At 72.0% G+C, this 15,028-nt stretch carries 13 protein-coding genes and 1 pseudogene; 11 read left to right on the plus strand and 3 right to left on the minus strand.

Annotation, left to right across the window (positions count from 1 at the left end):
- Window positions 1–45 precede the first annotated feature (45 nt).
- Together ACFQV6_RS29990 and ACFQV6_RS29995 are read left to right on the plus strand one after the other, a co-directional pair.
- A complete protein-coding gene (locus ACFQV6_RS29990; protein WP_378030972.1) occupies window positions 46–891 on the plus strand; it encodes an alpha/beta fold hydrolase in 846 nt (281 codons plus the stop codon).
- Window positions 892–904: 13 nt separating this feature from the next.
- Window positions 905–1,999, plus strand: a complete 1,095-nt coding sequence (locus tag ACFQV6_RS29995; protein WP_378030973.1) for an endonuclease/exonuclease/phosphatase family protein — start codon at window positions 905–907, stop codon at window positions 1,997–1,999.
- Here ACFQV6_RS29995 and ACFQV6_RS30000 read toward each other — a convergent pair.
- The gene (locus ACFQV6_RS30000; protein WP_378030974.1) at window positions 1,989–2,669 is read right to left on the minus strand and encodes a hypothetical protein; all 681 of its coding nucleotides are present in this window, start codon (window positions 2,667–2,669) and stop codon (window positions 1,989–1,991) included. The two genes, ACFQV6_RS29995 and ACFQV6_RS30000, sit on opposite strands and share 11 nt — an antisense overlap.
- 273 nt (window positions 2,670–2,942) lie before the next feature.
- Between ACFQV6_RS30000 and ACFQV6_RS30005 the strand changes: the two genes are divergently transcribed.
- A complete protein-coding gene (locus tag ACFQV6_RS30005; protein WP_378030975.1) occupies window positions 2,943–3,827 on the plus strand; it encodes an ABC transporter substrate-binding protein in 885 nt (294 codons plus the stop codon).
- A 141-nt stretch (window positions 3,828–3,968) separates the two neighbouring features.
- Here the strand turns inward: ACFQV6_RS30005 and ACFQV6_RS30010 are convergent, their stop codons facing one another.
- Window positions 3,969–4,745: a CDP-alcohol phosphatidyltransferase family protein gene (locus tag ACFQV6_RS30010; RefSeq protein ID WP_378030976.1), complete on the minus strand. Its 777-nt coding sequence runs from the start codon at window positions 4,743–4,745 to the stop codon at window positions 3,969–3,971.
- A gap of 166 nt (window positions 4,746–4,911) precedes the next feature.
- Here ACFQV6_RS30010 and ACFQV6_RS30015 point away from each other — a divergent pair, with 166 nt between their 5' ends.
- From ACFQV6_RS30015 to ACFQV6_RS30035, 5 genes and pseudogenes are all read left to right on the plus strand, one after another.
- The gene (locus ACFQV6_RS30015) at window positions 4,912–5,898 is read left to right on the plus strand and encodes a zinc-binding alcohol dehydrogenase (protein ID WP_378030989.1); all 987 of its coding nucleotides are present in this window, start codon (window positions 4,912–4,914) and stop codon (window positions 5,896–5,898) included.
- Between the two features lie 171 nt (window positions 5,899–6,069).
- On the plus strand, window positions 6,070–6,468 hold the full coding sequence (locus ACFQV6_RS30020) for a 6-pyruvoyl tetrahydropterin synthase family protein (RefSeq protein WP_378030977.1): 399 nt from the start codon (window positions 6,070–6,072) through the stop codon (window positions 6,466–6,468).
- On the plus strand, window positions 6,465–7,565 hold the full coding sequence (locus ACFQV6_RS30025) for a glycosyltransferase family 4 protein (protein ID WP_378030978.1): 1,101 nt from the start codon (window positions 6,465–6,467) through the stop codon (window positions 7,563–7,565). The genes ACFQV6_RS30020 and ACFQV6_RS30025 overlap by 4 nt, the downstream gene beginning before the upstream one ends.
- A gap of 56 nt (window positions 7,566–7,621) precedes the next feature.
- A complete protein-coding gene (locus ACFQV6_RS30030; protein ID WP_378030979.1) occupies window positions 7,622–8,416 on the plus strand; it encodes a class I SAM-dependent methyltransferase in 795 nt (264 codons plus the stop codon).
- Window positions 8,417–8,471: 55 nt separating this feature from the next.
- A pseudogene (locus tag ACFQV6_RS30035) lies at window positions 8,472–9,392 on the plus strand (lysylphosphatidylglycerol synthase transmembrane domain-containing protein); the annotation flags it as partial.
- Between the two features lie 278 nt (window positions 9,393–9,670).
- On the opposite strand, the gene ACFQV6_RS30040 reads toward ACFQV6_RS30035, so the two are convergent.
- Window positions 9,671–10,363: a RibD family protein gene (locus tag ACFQV6_RS30040; RefSeq protein WP_378030980.1), complete on the minus strand. Its 693-nt coding sequence runs from the start codon at window positions 10,361–10,363 to the stop codon at window positions 9,671–9,673.
- Between the two features lie 90 nt (window positions 10,364–10,453).
- On the opposite strand from ACFQV6_RS30040, the gene ribA reads away from it, so the two are divergent.
- The 3 genes from ribA to recQ are packed head-to-tail and all read left to right on the plus strand — an operon-like array spanning window position 10,454 to window position 14,998.
- Window positions 10,454–11,119, plus strand: a complete 666-nt coding sequence (gene ribA / locus ACFQV6_RS30045) for a GTP cyclohydrolase II (RefSeq protein WP_378030981.1) — start codon at window positions 10,454–10,456, stop codon at window positions 11,117–11,119.
- A gap of 41 nt (window positions 11,120–11,160) precedes the next feature.
- Window positions 11,161–13,092 (plus strand): SpoIIE family protein phosphatase, encoded by a 1,932-nt coding sequence (locus tag ACFQV6_RS30050; protein WP_378030982.1) that lies wholly within the window; start codon window positions 11,161–11,163, stop codon window positions 13,090–13,092.
- 34 nt (window positions 13,093–13,126) lie between these two features.
- Window positions 13,127–14,998, plus strand: coding sequence for a DNA helicase RecQ (recQ, locus tag ACFQV6_RS30055; RefSeq protein WP_378030983.1), 1,872 nt, complete (start codon window positions 13,127–13,129; stop codon window positions 14,996–14,998).
- The last annotated feature ends 30 nt before the right edge of the window (window positions 14,999–15,028 follow it).

The raw sequence follows: 15,028 nt of genomic DNA on the forward strand, positions 1-15,028 counted from the left end.
TGTCCATTTAACGTGCCCGCAAGTGAGGCTCGCCACAATGAACGCGTGGTGACCGAGACGATGATGCCGGTCAACGGCATCCAGGTGTGTGTGGAGACCTTCGGCGAACCGGACGAGCCCCCGATGCTCCTGCTGGCGGGTGAGGCGAGCTCGATGGACTGGTGGGACGACGAGTTCTGCCGGCGGCTCGCGGCGGGTGGGCGGTTCGTGATCCGCTACGACCACCGGGACACCGGCCGGTCGACGTGCTTCCCGATCGGGGTGCCGGGCTACTCCGGTACGGACCTGATGAACGACGCGCTCGGCGTGCTGGACGCGCTGCGGATACCGGCCGCGCACCTGGTGGGGCTTTCGCTCGGCGGGGCCCTCGCCCAGCAGATCGCCGTGCGCCATCCCGGCCGGGTACTCGGCCTGACCCTCATCTCGACCAGCCCCGGCAGCGGTGACACCGAGCAGCCACGGGCAGCGGGTGGCACGGCGACGATCGCCGGTACCCGTACCGAGGTCGACTGGTCGAACCGCAAGGCTGCCGTCGCCGGCCTGATCGCCGAGGTACGCGCCCGCGGCGGCCCGTTCACCGCCGAGGAACAGCACCTGCGCCGCCTGGCCGAACGGGTCTTCGACCGCAGCGGCGACCTGGCCGCGTCCCGCCACAACCATCGGCTGGCCGGGTACGGCCCCTCGGTCCGCGACCGGCTCTGCGCCATCACCGTGCCGACCGTCGTGCTCCACGGGACGCTCGACCAGCGTTTCCCGTCCGAGCACCCGGAGGAACTGGCCCGCTCGATCCCCGGCGCCCGGCTGGTCTGGCTGGAGGGCGTCGGTCACGAGTTCCCGCCACGAGCCGTCTGGGACCGGGTCCTCACCGAAATCCTGGGTGCACCCGCCTGACATCATCGGCCCGGTGCCGATCCGCACCACCCCGCCGAACCGGGCCACCCGCGCCGCCTTCACCCGTGCCCGTGCCCGTGCCGCCCGCGCCTTCACCCCGGCCGCCTTCCTCCGGGCCACCCGCGCCGCCTTCACCCCGGCCGCCCTTGTCCGGGGCACCCGCGCCGCCTTCACCCCGGCCGCCCTTGTCCGGGGCACCCGCGCCGTCTTCGCCCCGGCCGTCCTCGTCGCGGGCGTTCTCTCAGCGGGCGTGCTCCTCCTCCACCGCCTGATACCGGGCTCCGCCGGCAGCCTGGCGGAAACCTTCCTCTCATGGCTGGGACTGATCATCCCGCTCTCGGCCGCCCTCGCCGCCTGGCTGCGCACCGTGCCCGCGATCGTCGCCGCCGTGATCCCGCTCGCCGCCTGGCTCACCGTCTTCGGCGGTCACTTCGTACCGGCCCGGGACGTCACACCCACCCTGATCGCCGTACAGCACAACGTCAGCGACGAGAACCCGGACCCGGCCGGAACCGTGCGCACGCTGACCGCCGCGAACCCGGATCTGATCGGCCTGGAGGAGATCACCCCGGCCGCCTACCCGGCCTACGCCGCCGCGCTCGCCGCCGGCTATCCCCACCACACCGTCCAGGGAACGGTCGCCCTCTGGTCACGGCATCCGCTCACCGAGGCGCGTGCGCTCAACATCCGGCCGGCCGCCTTCGGCACCGACTGGAACCGCGGTCTTCGCGCCGTGGCACACACCCCGGCCGGGGACGTGGCGGTCTACGTCGCCCACCTGCCGTCCGTACGGCTCGGTCCGGGTGGACTCGATGCCGTACGCCGGGACGAGAGCGCCCGGCTGCTCGGCTCAGCCCTGCGATCCGAGCCGCTGAAGCAGACGATCCTGCTCGGCGACCTGAACAGCACGACCGACGACCGCGGCCTCACCCCGATCACCGCCCAGCTCCGCACCGCGGAGTCCACCTTCGAGTTCAGCTGGCCCGCCTCCTTCCCGGTAGCCCGGATCGACCAGATCCTGGCCCGCTCCCTCACCGTCACCGAAGTGCGAACCCTCCCCCGCACCGGCAGCGATCACCTCCCGATCGCGGCTCACCTCACCCCCTGACGCGCAGTCCCATCCGCAGGGTCTGCCCCGCCGCGACCGCTCCGGCGCAGCAGCCCAGATAGAGCGTCAGGAAGAACAGCCCGCCCCCGCTTCCGAAGCCGGCCAGCACCAGCGCGCACAGCAGTGCCCCGGCCGCCGAGCCGGTGGTCAGGATCCAGGCCGCCGCCTTCTGTGCCGGCGTCCACTTCCCGGAGCCGGTGGCCACCAGCAGCCCGGCCATCGGGCCGACCACCGGAAGCACGAACGTCCCGGCCAGCAGAAGCGTGATCGCCGCATGCTCCGGGCCGCCTCCGGTGCTCGGTGCGGACGCCAGCCCGGCTGCGCCACCGAACGAGCCGCCACCGAACGAGCCGCCACCGAGCGAGCCGCCACCGAGCGAGCCTGCGCCGAGCGAGCCGGCAGCGAACGAGGCGGGACCGAACGAGGCGGGCAGGCGCAGGTGGGTCGGCATCCCGCCGCGGCGGACGGCGGCGGCGAGCTGTTCCGGCGGGCCGAGGCGGCCGAGGACCAGGGCGGGGTCCTCGGCGAGGTCCTGGCGCAGGGTGATGTAGTTGGCCACCGTCTGCATGAGGTCGTCACGTGCCTCGGGCGGCAGGTCCTCACTCGCCGCCCAGAGTGTGGCCAGGTAGTCGAGCACCAGCGTGTCGGTGTGCGCCAGCGGTGCGGTCATGGTCCCTCCCGAAGTCGGCGTTGCCGCCAGCATCGCGGGAGGAACCCGTCACGCGCATCCATCCAAGGTGCTATCCGCGAAGGCCCGCATACACCTTTAGGCTGACTCCCGCCGCAGCGAAAGCCGGGTCACTGCCGGGTCAGCCTCCGATCGGCGGATCCAACGGTGTCCCGGCAACCGCGCCCGCGGCACCCGAGGCTGCGCTTGAGGCTGCGGCGCTTGAGGCTGCGGCACCCGATGCGGGAGCAACCGTTCGCCGGGCAGGATGGTGGCATGCGCCTGGTCTCTCTGCTGCCTTCCGCGACCGAGATCGTGTACGCCCTCGGCCTCGGCGACGACCTCGTCGGTGTGACGTTCGAATGTGACGAGCCGGCCGACGCCCGTGCCACGAAGACGGTGGTGGTGGGCGGCCGGGACACCCGCGGGATGAGCCCGGGCGAGATCGACGAGTACGTGCGTGCCGAGATGGCGGCCGGCGGTGACCTTTACACCCTGCACGCGGATGCTCTCGCCGGGCTGAACCCGGATCTCATTCTGACTCAGGACCTGTGCCGGGTCTGTGCGCTGCCCTCGGGACACGTCGACGACGCGCTCGCCCGTCTCGGGTGCCGTTCGGACGTGCTGTCCCTCGACCCCTACACGCTCCAGGACGTGCTGGGGACCATCGGTGAGGTGGCGAGGGCTTCCGGCGTACCGGAAAAGGGTCTGATTTTGATCGCCTCACTGGAGGAACGCCTGGCGCGAGTGGCCTCCGCGGTCGCCGGCCGGGCACGGCCGAGAGTGGCGGTCGTGGAGTGGGTGGAGCCGCCGTTCGGTGCGGGGCACTGGGTGCCGGACATGATCGTGGCGGCCGGCGGGGAACCGGTCGCGTGCCGGCCGGGACAGCGCTCGGTGGCGGTGACCTGGGCGGAGCTGGCCGCGCCCGAGCCGGAGGTGGTGCTCGTGACGCCGTGCGGCTACCACCTGGACGGTGCGATCGAGCAGGCCGGGGCGGTCGTGCCGCACTTCCCGGGCGCCGCGGTGTGGGCGATCGACGGTGACGGCCTGGTGGTGCGGCCCGGCCCTCGCCTGGTGGACGGCGTCGAGGCGATCGCCGCGATCCTGCACCCGGACGCGGTGCCGGCTCCCCCACCCGCAACGATCTCCCGCATAGCCTGACAAACCCCAGCTGGCTGTCAGAGGTGCCTTTCCGGCCGCGAAGCACCCCTCACCACCAGCCGAGCGAACCAGCTGGCTCCCAGAGGTGCCCTTCCGGCCGCGAAGCACCCTTCACGACCAGCCGGACGAGGCGGGAGCGGTTCAGTGGGTGGCGAGGGCGTGCGGCTGAGGGGCGGACCAGCGGCTGAGAGCCACCTCCCGCACCTGCGACGCCTTGTGAAGCCAGGCGATGTCGCGCCCGAACGACCAGGTCAGCGAGCCGAGAGCAATCAACAGGGTCGCCACCGAGAGCCAGGCGGGAAGCAGCCCACTCACCACCACAGCGAGGAGTACGCCCTGCTGGGCGGCGACGACCTTGCGGCCGAAGCGGGGCGGCAGCGGGGCGTTCAGCCAGGGCAGCACCCAGGAGGCGGCGACGAAAACGTACCGGAAGGCGCCGATCGCGATCGCCCACCAGCCGAACTCGACGGCGGCGGCGATGCTGAGCACCAGGATCAGGAACGCGTCGACCTCCATGTCGAAGCGCGCGCCGAGCGCGGTGGACGTTCCGGTGCGGCGGGCGACCTGGCCGTCCACACCGTCCATGGCCAGGGCGACAGCGGCGATGGTGACCAGCAGCGCGGTCGGCACCGGCGAGCCGGTCAGCACGGTGGCGACGAGTGCGGTGACCCCGCCAGTCAGGATCGCGCGTCCGAAAGTGATCCCGTTCGCCCAGCCCAGGTCGTGCATGCCGGCCCGGCGTAACGCCAGAGCGAGCAGGCCGCACAGTGCGGCTCCGAAGGCGACGCCCGCCACCCACCCCGCGGTGGTGAGTCCCACGAAACCGGCGAGGACAGCGAGCAGGAGGAGCTGGGCCGCGAATCCGGCCAGCGGGGCTCGTGCCGGACTCGTCGTGGTCGTGGCGGTACTGAACGTCACCGTTCCTCCTGCACGTAGGGTTTAGCCGCTGTCCCCCACTGACACGCTCGGCGAGGACTTTCGGTTCACCAGCAATTCCGAAGCCTGCGATTTGAAGCCTGCGATCTGAAGCCTGCGATCTGAAGCCTGCGATTCCGAAGCCTGCGATTCCGAAGCCTGCGATTGCCTGGAAAGGAAGACCTTGGACACCAGGGCGTTCTGGCTGACTTGCCCCGGAAGCGGAGAGATACGCCCCGAACGGGTGACCGAACCCTCCGAAACCGAGGTGAGAGTCCGCACACTGCACTCCGGCATCAGCCGCGGCACCGAAACCCTGGTCTTCCAGGGCCGGGTCCCGGAAAACCAGTGGGCCACCATGCGCGCCCCGTTCCAGGACGGCGACTTCCCGGCCCCGGTGAAGTACGGCTACCTCAACGTCGGCGTGGTCGAAGCCGGAGCACCCGACCTGATCGGGAAGACCGTTTTCTGCCTCTATCCCCATCAGACCGGGTACGTGGTACCGCGGGACGCCGTCACCGTGGTCCCGGACGGTGTGCCGGCCGCCCGCGCGGTGCTCGCCGGCACGGTCGAGACCGCGGTGAACGCCGTCTGGGACGCCCACCCGCAGATCGGCGACCGGATCACCGTTGTCGGCGGCGGCATGGTCGGCTCGTCGGTCGCCGCCGTCCTGGCCGGCCTCCCCGGCACCGACGTCCAGCTCGTCGACACCGACCCCGGCCGGGAGAGCATCGCCAAGTCGCTGAACATCGGCTTCGCCCATCCGGACCACGCCGCGACGGAGCGTGACCTCGTCATCCACGCCAGTGCCACCGAGCAGGGCCTCAACCGCGCCCTGGAGCTCCTCGCGACGGAGGGCACCGTCGTGGAGCTCAGCTGGTTCGGCGACCGGCGGATCGCGGTCCCGCTCGGCGAGAACTTCCACTCGCGCCGCCTGACGATCCGCAGCAGCCAGGTCGGCGGCATCGCCCCGTCCCGCCGCCGCTCCTACGCCGAGCGCCTCACGGTGGCCCTCGACCTGCTCAAAGATCCCCGTTTCGACGCGCTGATCACCGGACACGACGCCTTCGAGGACCTGCCGCAAGTCCTGCCCCGGCTCGCCGACGGCACCCTCCCCGCCCTCTGCCACGTGATCGACTACCAAGAGGCCACGTGATCGACCACCAAGAGGCCACGTGATCGACTACCAAGAGGCCACGTGATCGACCACCAAGAGGCCACGTGATCGACCACCAAGCGGGCCAAGAGCGAGCACAAGGCAGGAATTGATCTATCCGGACCGGGTACCCGTAGTACCCGCACGAACCCCAGAAGGAGAGATGAGCCCTTGTTCAGCGTCACCGTCCGCGACCACATCATGATCGCCCACAGCTTCTCCGGCGACGTCTTCGGACCGGCCCAGCGGCTGCACGGCGCCACCTTCGTGGTGGATGCGACGTTCCGCCGTCCCGATCTGGACGACGACAACATCGTGGTCGACATCGGCAAGGCGAGCGAGCAGCTGCACACCGTGTGCGCCGGGCTCAGCTACCGCAACCTCGACGACGACCCCGAGTTCACCGGCGTCAACACGTCGACCGAGTTCCTGGCCAAGACGATCGCCGACCGCCTGGCCGTCCGGATCAAGGCCGGCGAGTTCGGCCCCGGCGCCTCCGGGCTGACCGGCATCGAGGTGAAGTTGCACGAGTCGCACATCGCCTGGGCGAGCTACGAGCGCACCCTGTGAGTTCGCCGCTGTTCGCGGTGCTGCCGGGTGGGATCGACGACCCGGCAGCGCCGAGCGGCGGCAATCGTTACGACCGTGAGGTGCTCCGGCGCCTGGCCGCCGGCGTTTCAACACCTTCCAACCCAGGATCAACCCCTTTTTCCGTACGAGAAGAGCCCGTCCCCGGCAGCTGGCCCCGTCCCCGCCTCGCCGAGCAAACCGGCCTGTCACGCTTCCTCGGCGGTCTCCCCGACGGCTCCCTGGTCCTGATCGACGGTCTCGTCGCGTGCGGGGTCCCCGGCCTCCTCCAGCCGCACGCCGGGCGCCTGCACCTCGCCGTCCTGGTCCACCTCCCGCTCAGCGACGAGACGGGTCTCTCGGACGCCGAAGCCGCGGACCTGCGCTCCCTCGAGCGACGCACCCTCCGCCTCGCCTCCGCCGTCATCGCCACCAGCACCCAGGCGGCCCGGCACGTCGAGGAGATGCACGGCCTCACCGGCGTGCACGTGGCCGCCCCCGGCGTGGACCCGGCCCCGCTGACCGAGCCCTCCCCCGGCGGCGGACGGCTGCTCAACGTAGCGTCGCTGCGTCACCGCAAGGGCCAGGACGTCCTGCTCGCTGCCCTCGCCAAGCTCACCGACCTCGACTGGACCTGCACCTTCGCCGGCCCCGGCCCGATACCCGCCTCGCCACTCCCCGGGGTCCGCTTCGCCGGCCCGCTGACTGGTGCCGCCCTCGACGCCGCCTACGCCGAGGCCGACCTCTTCGTGCTCCCGTCGCGCGCGGAGACGTACGGCATGGTCGTGACCGAAGCGCTCGCCCGCGGCCTGCCGGTGGTGGCCAGCGACATCGGCGGCGTGCCGGAGGCACTGGGCTCGGTGGACGCCGCCCGGCCCGGCCGGCTGCTGCCGCCCGGCGACCCGGACGCCCTCGCCGAGACCCTGCGCGAATGGCTCACCGACCCCGCCCTGCGGCAGCGCTGGCGCGACCGCGCCCGGGCCCGCCGAGAGAACCTGACCGGCTGGGACGACACCGCCGCCCGCATCGCCGACATCCTCGAACGGCTATCCCTCCACCGAGACGACTCCCCGGTGGACGACCACAGGAGCAGACAGTGACCGCAAAACCAGTGACCGGAAACGCAGTGCCCGATGAGGTAGAGCCCGATGAGGTAGTGCCCGATGAGGTAAAGCCCGACGACGCCGTGACCGGAGAGTTCAGCCCCGACTGGCTGACCCTGCGTGAGCCCGCGGACGCCGTCGCCCGCGCCGCCGACCTGGTCGGCGAGGTGCCCCGGCCGGTGAAGGTGGTTCGTGACCTGGGCTGCGGTACCGGCTCGCTGGGCCGCTGGCTGGCGCCGCAGCTGCCCGCGCCGCAACACTGGATCATGACGGACCGCGACCCGGCGCTGTTGCGGCTCGCTGCCGACGGGATGCCGTCAGAAGTGGCCGTCAGCACCCACCTGCGCGACGTTACCGAGCTGACCGCCGAGGATCTCGCCGGCACCGACCTGGTCACCTGTTCGGCGCTGCTCGACCTGCTCACCGCCGGGGAGATCGACCGCCTGGTCGCGGTCCTCGCCGAGTCCCGGGTGCACGCGCTGTTCACGCTGTCGGTGACCGGTGAGGTGACGCTCACCCCGGAGGACCCGCTCGACCGGGCCGTCCAGGACGCGTTCAACGCGCACCAGCGGCGGGAGATCGATGGGCGGCGGCTGCTCGGCCCGGACGCGCCCGCGTACGCGGCTGCCGCGTTCGAGAAGGCCGGTGCCCGGGTGCTGACCCGGCCCAGCCCGTGGCGGCTCGGCCCGGCGCTGTCCGACCTCACCGCCGAGTGGCTGCGCGGCTGGGCCGGAGCGGCACACGAAGAGCGCCCTGACCTGGCCGTGGACGCCTATCTGACCCGCCGGACGGCGACCCTGCCGACCGCTTCCGTGGGACATCAGGATCTTTTAGCGATCTTCAAGTGAACCCTGCCCGGCAGATCGGGCGTACTAGTCCCTGAAAGCGACGAGGGGACGAGAAGTGACGCGATCGATCTGGGCCTGGCTGCGCCTGTTGGGCGGCGCCGCCATCCTGGCCCTGGTGCTGTGGAAACTCGGTACCGGCGCGTTCCTGGACGGCCTGCGCGTGCTCGACGCGGGCGCACTGCTGGCGGCACTGGGCATCGGCGCGGCGACCACTGTCCTCAGTGCCTGGCGCTGGTGCCTGGTGGCACGGGGCCTGGGCATGCGGCTGGAGCTGCGCGACGCGATCGCCGACTACTACCAGGCGCTGTTCCTCAACGCGGCGCTTCCGGGCGGTGTGCTCGGCGACGTCGGCCGCGCGGTCCGGCACGGTCGCGGCGAGGGTGACCTGGGCCGCGGCGTCCGGGCGGTGGTTCTGGAGCGCACCGCGGGACAGCTGGTCCTGCTCATCGTCGGTGCGATCGTGCTGTTCACCGTACCGTCGCCGGTGTTGACCCTGGCCCGTGAGCACGGAGCCGGCATCGCCACGGTGACCCTGGGTCTCGCGGTGGCCGGCGGCCTGACTGTCGGCGTGGTGCGCCGCCTGCGCAACGGCCGCTCCAAGGCCGCCGGTGCCGCCCGGACCGGGCTCGCCGAGATCCGCTCGGGCCTGTTCTCCCGGCAGAGCGGCCCGGGTGTGCTGCTGGCCTCGGCCGCGGTGCTCGCCGGGCACCTCGCCACGTTCCTGATCGCGGCGCGCGCCGCCGGCAGTGCCGCCTCCCTGCTCCAGCTCGCCCCGCTGCTGCTCCTGGCGCTGCTCGCGATGGGCCTGCCGGTGAACGTCGGCGGCTGGGGACCCCGCGAGGGCGTGATGGCCTGGGCGTTCGGCGCGGCCGGGCTGAGCGCGGCGCAGGGCCTGACGATCGCTGTGGCGTACGGCATCCTCGCCCTCGTGGCCGCCGCTCCCGGCGCGATCATCGTGCTGGCCCGCGTGCTGCGCTCCCGCCAGGTGGCCGTCCCCGCCACGCCGGCTGTGCTCACCGTGCCCGCCACGCCGGCCCTGCTCACCGTTCCCGCCACGCCGGCTGTGCTCACCGTGCCGTCGCAGGCGGCCGTGCTCGCTGTCGCGCCGGTGTCGCCGGCGCCGGTCATGGCGGCCCGGCCGATCATCGTGCCCGCGCCGATTCCGCTGGTCCGCCGCACCACAGTGGTCCGGCAGCCCGCCTACTCCGGCGGCGGTGTCCTAGCTTGATCGACCCGCCAGGGGCCACCGATTGCTCAGCTCCCGACGAACCGCTCCGAGAGGGCGTAGCGCAGCAGCACCACGTCACCGATCTGCCGCACCTCCGCGAGGGTGGCCCGGTTGCCCGGGCCCCACGGGAACTCCCCGTCGTGGACGAACCGCGGCGCCCGCGCGTCGCCGACGAAGAACGGCGCCACGACCAGCTGCAACTCGTCGGCGAGGCCGGCCGTGAGGAACTGGGTGTGCACGCGGCCGCCGCCCTCGACCATCAGCCGGCCGATCCCGCGCGCGGCCAGGTCGGCCACGATCGTCCGGACGTCCACCGGGTCGCCGCCGTCGACCACAGTGGCCCGATCGCCGAGCAGCTTCCCGGCGGCCTCGGCGGCGGGCGACGCGCAGTAGACCAGCCTGGCGGACTCCCCGGCGGTGAAGAAGGACGCCTCGGGATCAAGGTGGCAGCTGCTGGTTACGGTGACCTTCACCGGATTCGCGTCCGCGCCACGGGCGACCCGGGCGGCACGGCGGTCCGCGGAGCGCACCAGCAACCGCGGGTTGTCCTGCCGGATGGTCGAGGCACCGACCAGGATCGCGTCGCAGCCGGCACGCACCTCGTCGACCCGGTCGAAGTCGGCGTCGTTGGAGAGGAGCAACCGCTCGTCACCGGCGTCGTCGAGATATCCGTCGATCGACATCCCACAGCTCAGCAAGATGTAAGGACGCTCAGCCACCGCCCCACGATAGTCCCCGGAGTGCGGCAACGGATCTCCGGGCAGATCATCGGTGATGCTGGGTACGGCGGGAAACAACGAGGAGGACCGATGTTCGAGGCCCAAGCGGGGATGGCGACCAAAGCGACGATCCGGCGGCAGGTCACCGTGCCGTTGCGCTTCCCTGACGGCTTTGCGACAAGCGCACGGGTGATGACCTTCAGCGGGCTGGCCGACGGCAAGGAGCACCTCGCGCTCGGCCTCGGCGACTGGCAACGGGCCCTGACCAAGTCCGCGGCCGGTGGCCGCGCGCCGCTGGTCCGCCCGCACAGCGAGTGCCTCACCGGCGACGTCTTCGGCAGCCAGCGCTGCGACTGCGGGCCGCAGCTGCGCGAGGCGGTGGAGCGGATCGCCGACCAGGGCGGGTTCCTGCTCTACCTGCGCCAGGAGGGCCGCGGCATCGGCCTGTACGCCAAGCTGGACGCGTACGCGCTGCAGGACGAGGGGCTGGACACCTACGAGGCGAACGTGGCGCTCGGCCGGGGCGAGGACGAGCGGGACTACACCGCGGCGGCGCAGATGCTGAACGCTCTCGGTGTGGACCGGATCCGGCTGCTCAGCAACAACCCGGACAAGGCGGCGCAGCTCACCGGCCTGGGTATCGACGTGACCCAGCGAATCCCGACCGGGGTGCACCTGTCCGCCGCGAACGTGCGGTACCTGAGCGTGAAGGCCTCGCACACCGCGCACACCATCGAACTGCCCCTGGCCGAGTGACCTCCGGCGCCTTGTGGCGCTCTCTCCGGCACGATGGGGTGGTGACGGGCGTGAACCTTCCGGGTGCGGGAGAGCTGGACGCGATGGTGGCGGCTGTCGATCAGCTGCCGTTCATCGTGGCGGTGTGCGAGGGACCCGACCTCGAGATGGTCGCCTGCAACGCGGCGACCCGTGCGGTGCTGCCCGGCCGGGAGGTGATCGGCCGCCCGATCCGGGAGGTGATCAGCGACCTCGCCGGGCAGCAGTTCGTCGACGCGTACTACGAGGTCTACCGCACCGGGATCCCGATCACCGGCCAGCAGTGGCGGGCCCATCTGGACCAGCCGGACGGCTCGGTGCACGAGATGTTCGCGACGTTCACCATCGTGCCGTGGCTCGACGCCGCCGGCGGGCTGCGCGGGGTGATCGGAGCCGCTTTCGACGTCACCGAGCTGGCGCTGAACCGGCAGGCCGCCGAGGCCGAGGCGGACCAGCTCCGGCGCCGCTACGAGCAGAGCCGTGACGTGATCACGGCCCTGCAGCGGGAACTGCTGCCGTCCGGGCTGCCGGTGCTGCCCGGCGTGCAGGTGGCGGCGAGCTACCTGCTGGCCGACGCGGAGACGTCGGCCGGCGGCGACTGGTTCGACGCGGTGTCGCGCCCGGACGGCCGGGTCGCGCTCGTCGTCGGCGACGTCGTCGGTCACGGCGTCAGCGCCTCCGGTGTGATGGGCCAGCTCCGGGCGGTGCTCCAGGAACGACTCGACGCGGGCGCGGGCATCGCCGAGACGCTGGCGGCCGCGGACCGGCTGGCCGGCCGGGTGCGGGCCGCGCACGCGGCGACGGTCTGTCTCGTGCTGCTCGACCCGGCGACGGGTGAGCTCGAGTACTGCACCGCGGGTCACCCGCCGCCGTTGCTGATCCCTGCCGGAGGCGGTGTGCGCTATCTGCCGGTGACGGGCGGGATCCCGCTCGGTACCGGGGGCAGCTTCCCGGCCCGCACCGGGCGCCTGGAGATCGGCGACCTGCTGCTGCTCTACACCGACGGGATTCTGGAGCGGCCGGGTGCCGGCCCGGACAGCGCCGCGGAACTGGCGCAGGTGGCCGCGGACGCGACGGCGGGGCGGGCGCTGCACGACCCGGCCGCGACGGCAGCGGAACGGGTCTGCGCCCAGAGCCTCGAACTGCTGGTCCGCTCGGGCGGGCACGCGGATGACATCACTCTGCTCGCGGCGCAACGGACTTCGCCCGTACCGGAGCTTGCTCTTGACATGCCCGCCGAGCCGACGGCGTTGCGCGGAGCCCGTGCGCGGCTGGGTGAATGGCTGGCCGCGGCGGGCGCGGCCGAGCACGACGTCTTCGTGTTGCAGCACGCGATCGGCGAGCTGGCGACAAACGCCATCGAGCACGCCTTCGGCGGCAACTTCGGGAAAGACACCATTGAGGTACGGGCTGTGCTGGGCGACTCCGGCACTGTCGAAGCGACGGTGACCGACCACGGTGGCTGGCGGGTGCCGCAGCGGCAGCCGACCCGCGGCCGCGGCCTCGCGCTCACCGCCCAGCTGGTGCAGAGCCTGCGGGTGGAACCGGGCGCCACCGGCACCGTGGCCACCCTGCGGCATCCGCTGACCCGCCCGGCCCGGCTGCTCTCCCGGTTCGACGAGGCGCCGGTGCTGCGCCGGCCCGCCGCCGAGCTCACGATCGGTGAAATGCCCGGCGGCGACGAGGCCCGGGCCCTGGTCGAGGGACCTGTGGACGCCGCCTCCGCCGCCCACGTCCGGCAGGAGCTGCTGCGCCGCAGCCGGGGCGGCACGGTGGCGATGACCGTCGATCTGACCGGGGTGACGCACCTGGCCAGCGCGGGTGTCTCCGCCCTCTACCTGCTCGCCGAGAGCCACAGCGAGGGACAGGCGCCGCTCACCCTGTACGCCGAAGCCGGCAGCCCGGCCCGGCAGATCCTCGACCTCGTCGGCCTGTCCGCTCATCCACAGGGCTGAAACGATCTTCGGCTCGGCTCACTACTATCGCGGGGTGACTTCGGCTCCCCCGCTTCCCGTGTCCAGCGCCACCGATGCCCTGAACCGGGTCTTCGGCTACCCGTCGTTCCGCGGGCAGCAGGGCGACATCGTCGAGCACGTGATCGCCGGCGGCGACGCCCTCGTGCTGATGCCGACGGGTGGCGGCAAGTCCCTCTGCTACCAGATCCCGGCCCTGGTCCGGCCCGGCACCGGGGTGGTGATCTCCCCGCTGATCGCGCTCATGCAGGATCAGGTCGACGCGCTGCGCACCCTCGGTGTGCGGGCCGGCTTCCTCAACTCCTCCCAGGATTACGACGAGCGGCGCCTCGTCGAGGCCGAGTTCGTCACCGGCGAGCTGGACCTGCTCTACGTGGCACCGGAAGGGCTCGGCACGGCCGGGGTGCAGCGGCTCCTCGACCGCGGCACGATCTCGCTGTTCGCCATCGACGAGGCGCACTGTGTGGCGCAGTGGGGCCACGACTTCCGCCCCGACTATCTCGGCCTGTCGATGCTGCACGAGCGCTGGCCGGACGTGCCACGGATCGCCCTGACCGCGACGGCGACCCCGGCCACGCGCGACGAGATCGCCATGCGGCTCCAGCTCTCCGACGCCCGCCACTTCACCGCCGGCTTCGACCGACCCAACATCCAATACCGAATCGTCCCGAAGAACCAGCCGAGCAAGCAGTTGCTCGAGCTGCTGCGCACCGAGCACCCCGGCGACTCCGGCATCGTCTACTGCCTGTCCCGGGCATCGGTCGAGAAGCACGCCCAGTTCCTGACCGACAACGGGATCCCGGCCCTGCCCTATCACGCGGGCCTCGACTCTCGGATCCGCTTCCGGAACCAGTCACGGTTCCTGCGCGAGGACGGCCTGGTCATGGTGGCGACCATCGCGTTCGGCATGGGCATCGACAAACCCGACGTGCGGTTCGTCGCCCACCTCGACCTGCCCAAGTCGGTCGAGGGCTACTACCAGGAGACCGGCCGCGCCGGGCGTGACGGGATGCCGTCGACCGCCTGGCTGGCGTACGGGCTGCAGGACGTCGTGCAGCAGCGCAAGATGATCGACAGCTCGGAGGGCGACATGGCCCACCGGCGCAACGCGGCCCGCCACCTCGACTCGATGCTCGCCCTCTGCGAGAGCGTGACGTGCCGGCGGGCGCAGCTGATCTCCTACTTCGGCCAGGACCCCGCCGCCGACACCTGCGGCAACTGCGACGTGTGCCTGTCACCGCCGGAGTCCTGGGACGGGACGGTCGCGGCGCAGAAACTGCTCTCCACCGTGTTCCGGCTGCAGAAGGAGCGGGGACAGAAGTTCGGCGCCGGGCAGTCGATCGACATCCTGCTCGGCAAGCGGACCGACAAGGTCTCGCAGTTCCGGCACGACGAGCTGACGGTCTTCGGCATCGGCACCGACCTGCGCGAGGTGGAGTGGCGCGGGGTGGTCCGGCAGCTGCTGGCCGGTGGATACCTGACCGTTGAGGGTGAATACGGGACGCTCGCCCTGACCGAGCGCAGCGGGGAGGTCCTGCGCGGCGAGCGGAAGCTGCTGATGCGCCGGGAGGTGGCGGCACCCCGCGCGGGCAAGGCGTCCGCGTCCAAGGCGTCCCGGTCGGCGTCCCGGCAGGCCGCGGCGGCTGCCGACTTCCCGGAGTCGGCGGCGCCGCTGTTCGAACGGCTGCGCGCCTGGCGCGGATCGGTGGCCAAGGAGCAGAGCGTCCCCGCCTACGTGATCTTCCACGACGCCACGTTGCGGGCGATCGCGGCGATGGCGCCCAAGACGATGGAGGAGCTGGGGACGGTGAGCGGCGTCGGCCAGAGCAAGCTCGCCAAGTTCGGCGACCAGGTCCTCGCCGCCGTCAACGACTCCCCCGAACCCTGACCCCACCCCCCGCACGCCCCGCCGCCCGTC

It is taken from the genome of Actinoplanes sp. GCM10030250 (genome assembly GCF_042666575.1).
Taxonomy (GTDB): Bacteria; Actinomycetota; Actinomycetes; order Mycobacteriales; family Micromonosporaceae; genus Actinoplanes.

What these genes read in the sequence shown, in the direction of transcription:
- ACFQV6_RS30005 (WP_378030975.1), top strand. Translation starts at nt 2,943, where the DNA reads ATGCGCCTGGTCTCTCTGCTGCCTTCCGCGACCGAGATCGTGTACGCC.
- ACFQV6_RS30000 (WP_378030974.1), bottom strand. Translation starts at nt 2,669, where the DNA reads ATGACCGCACCGCTGGCGCACACCGACACGCTGGTGCTCGACTACCTG.
- ribA (WP_378030981.1), top strand. Translation starts at nt 10,454, where the DNA reads ATGTTCGAGGCCCAAGCGGGGATGGCGACCAAAGCGACGATCCGGCGG.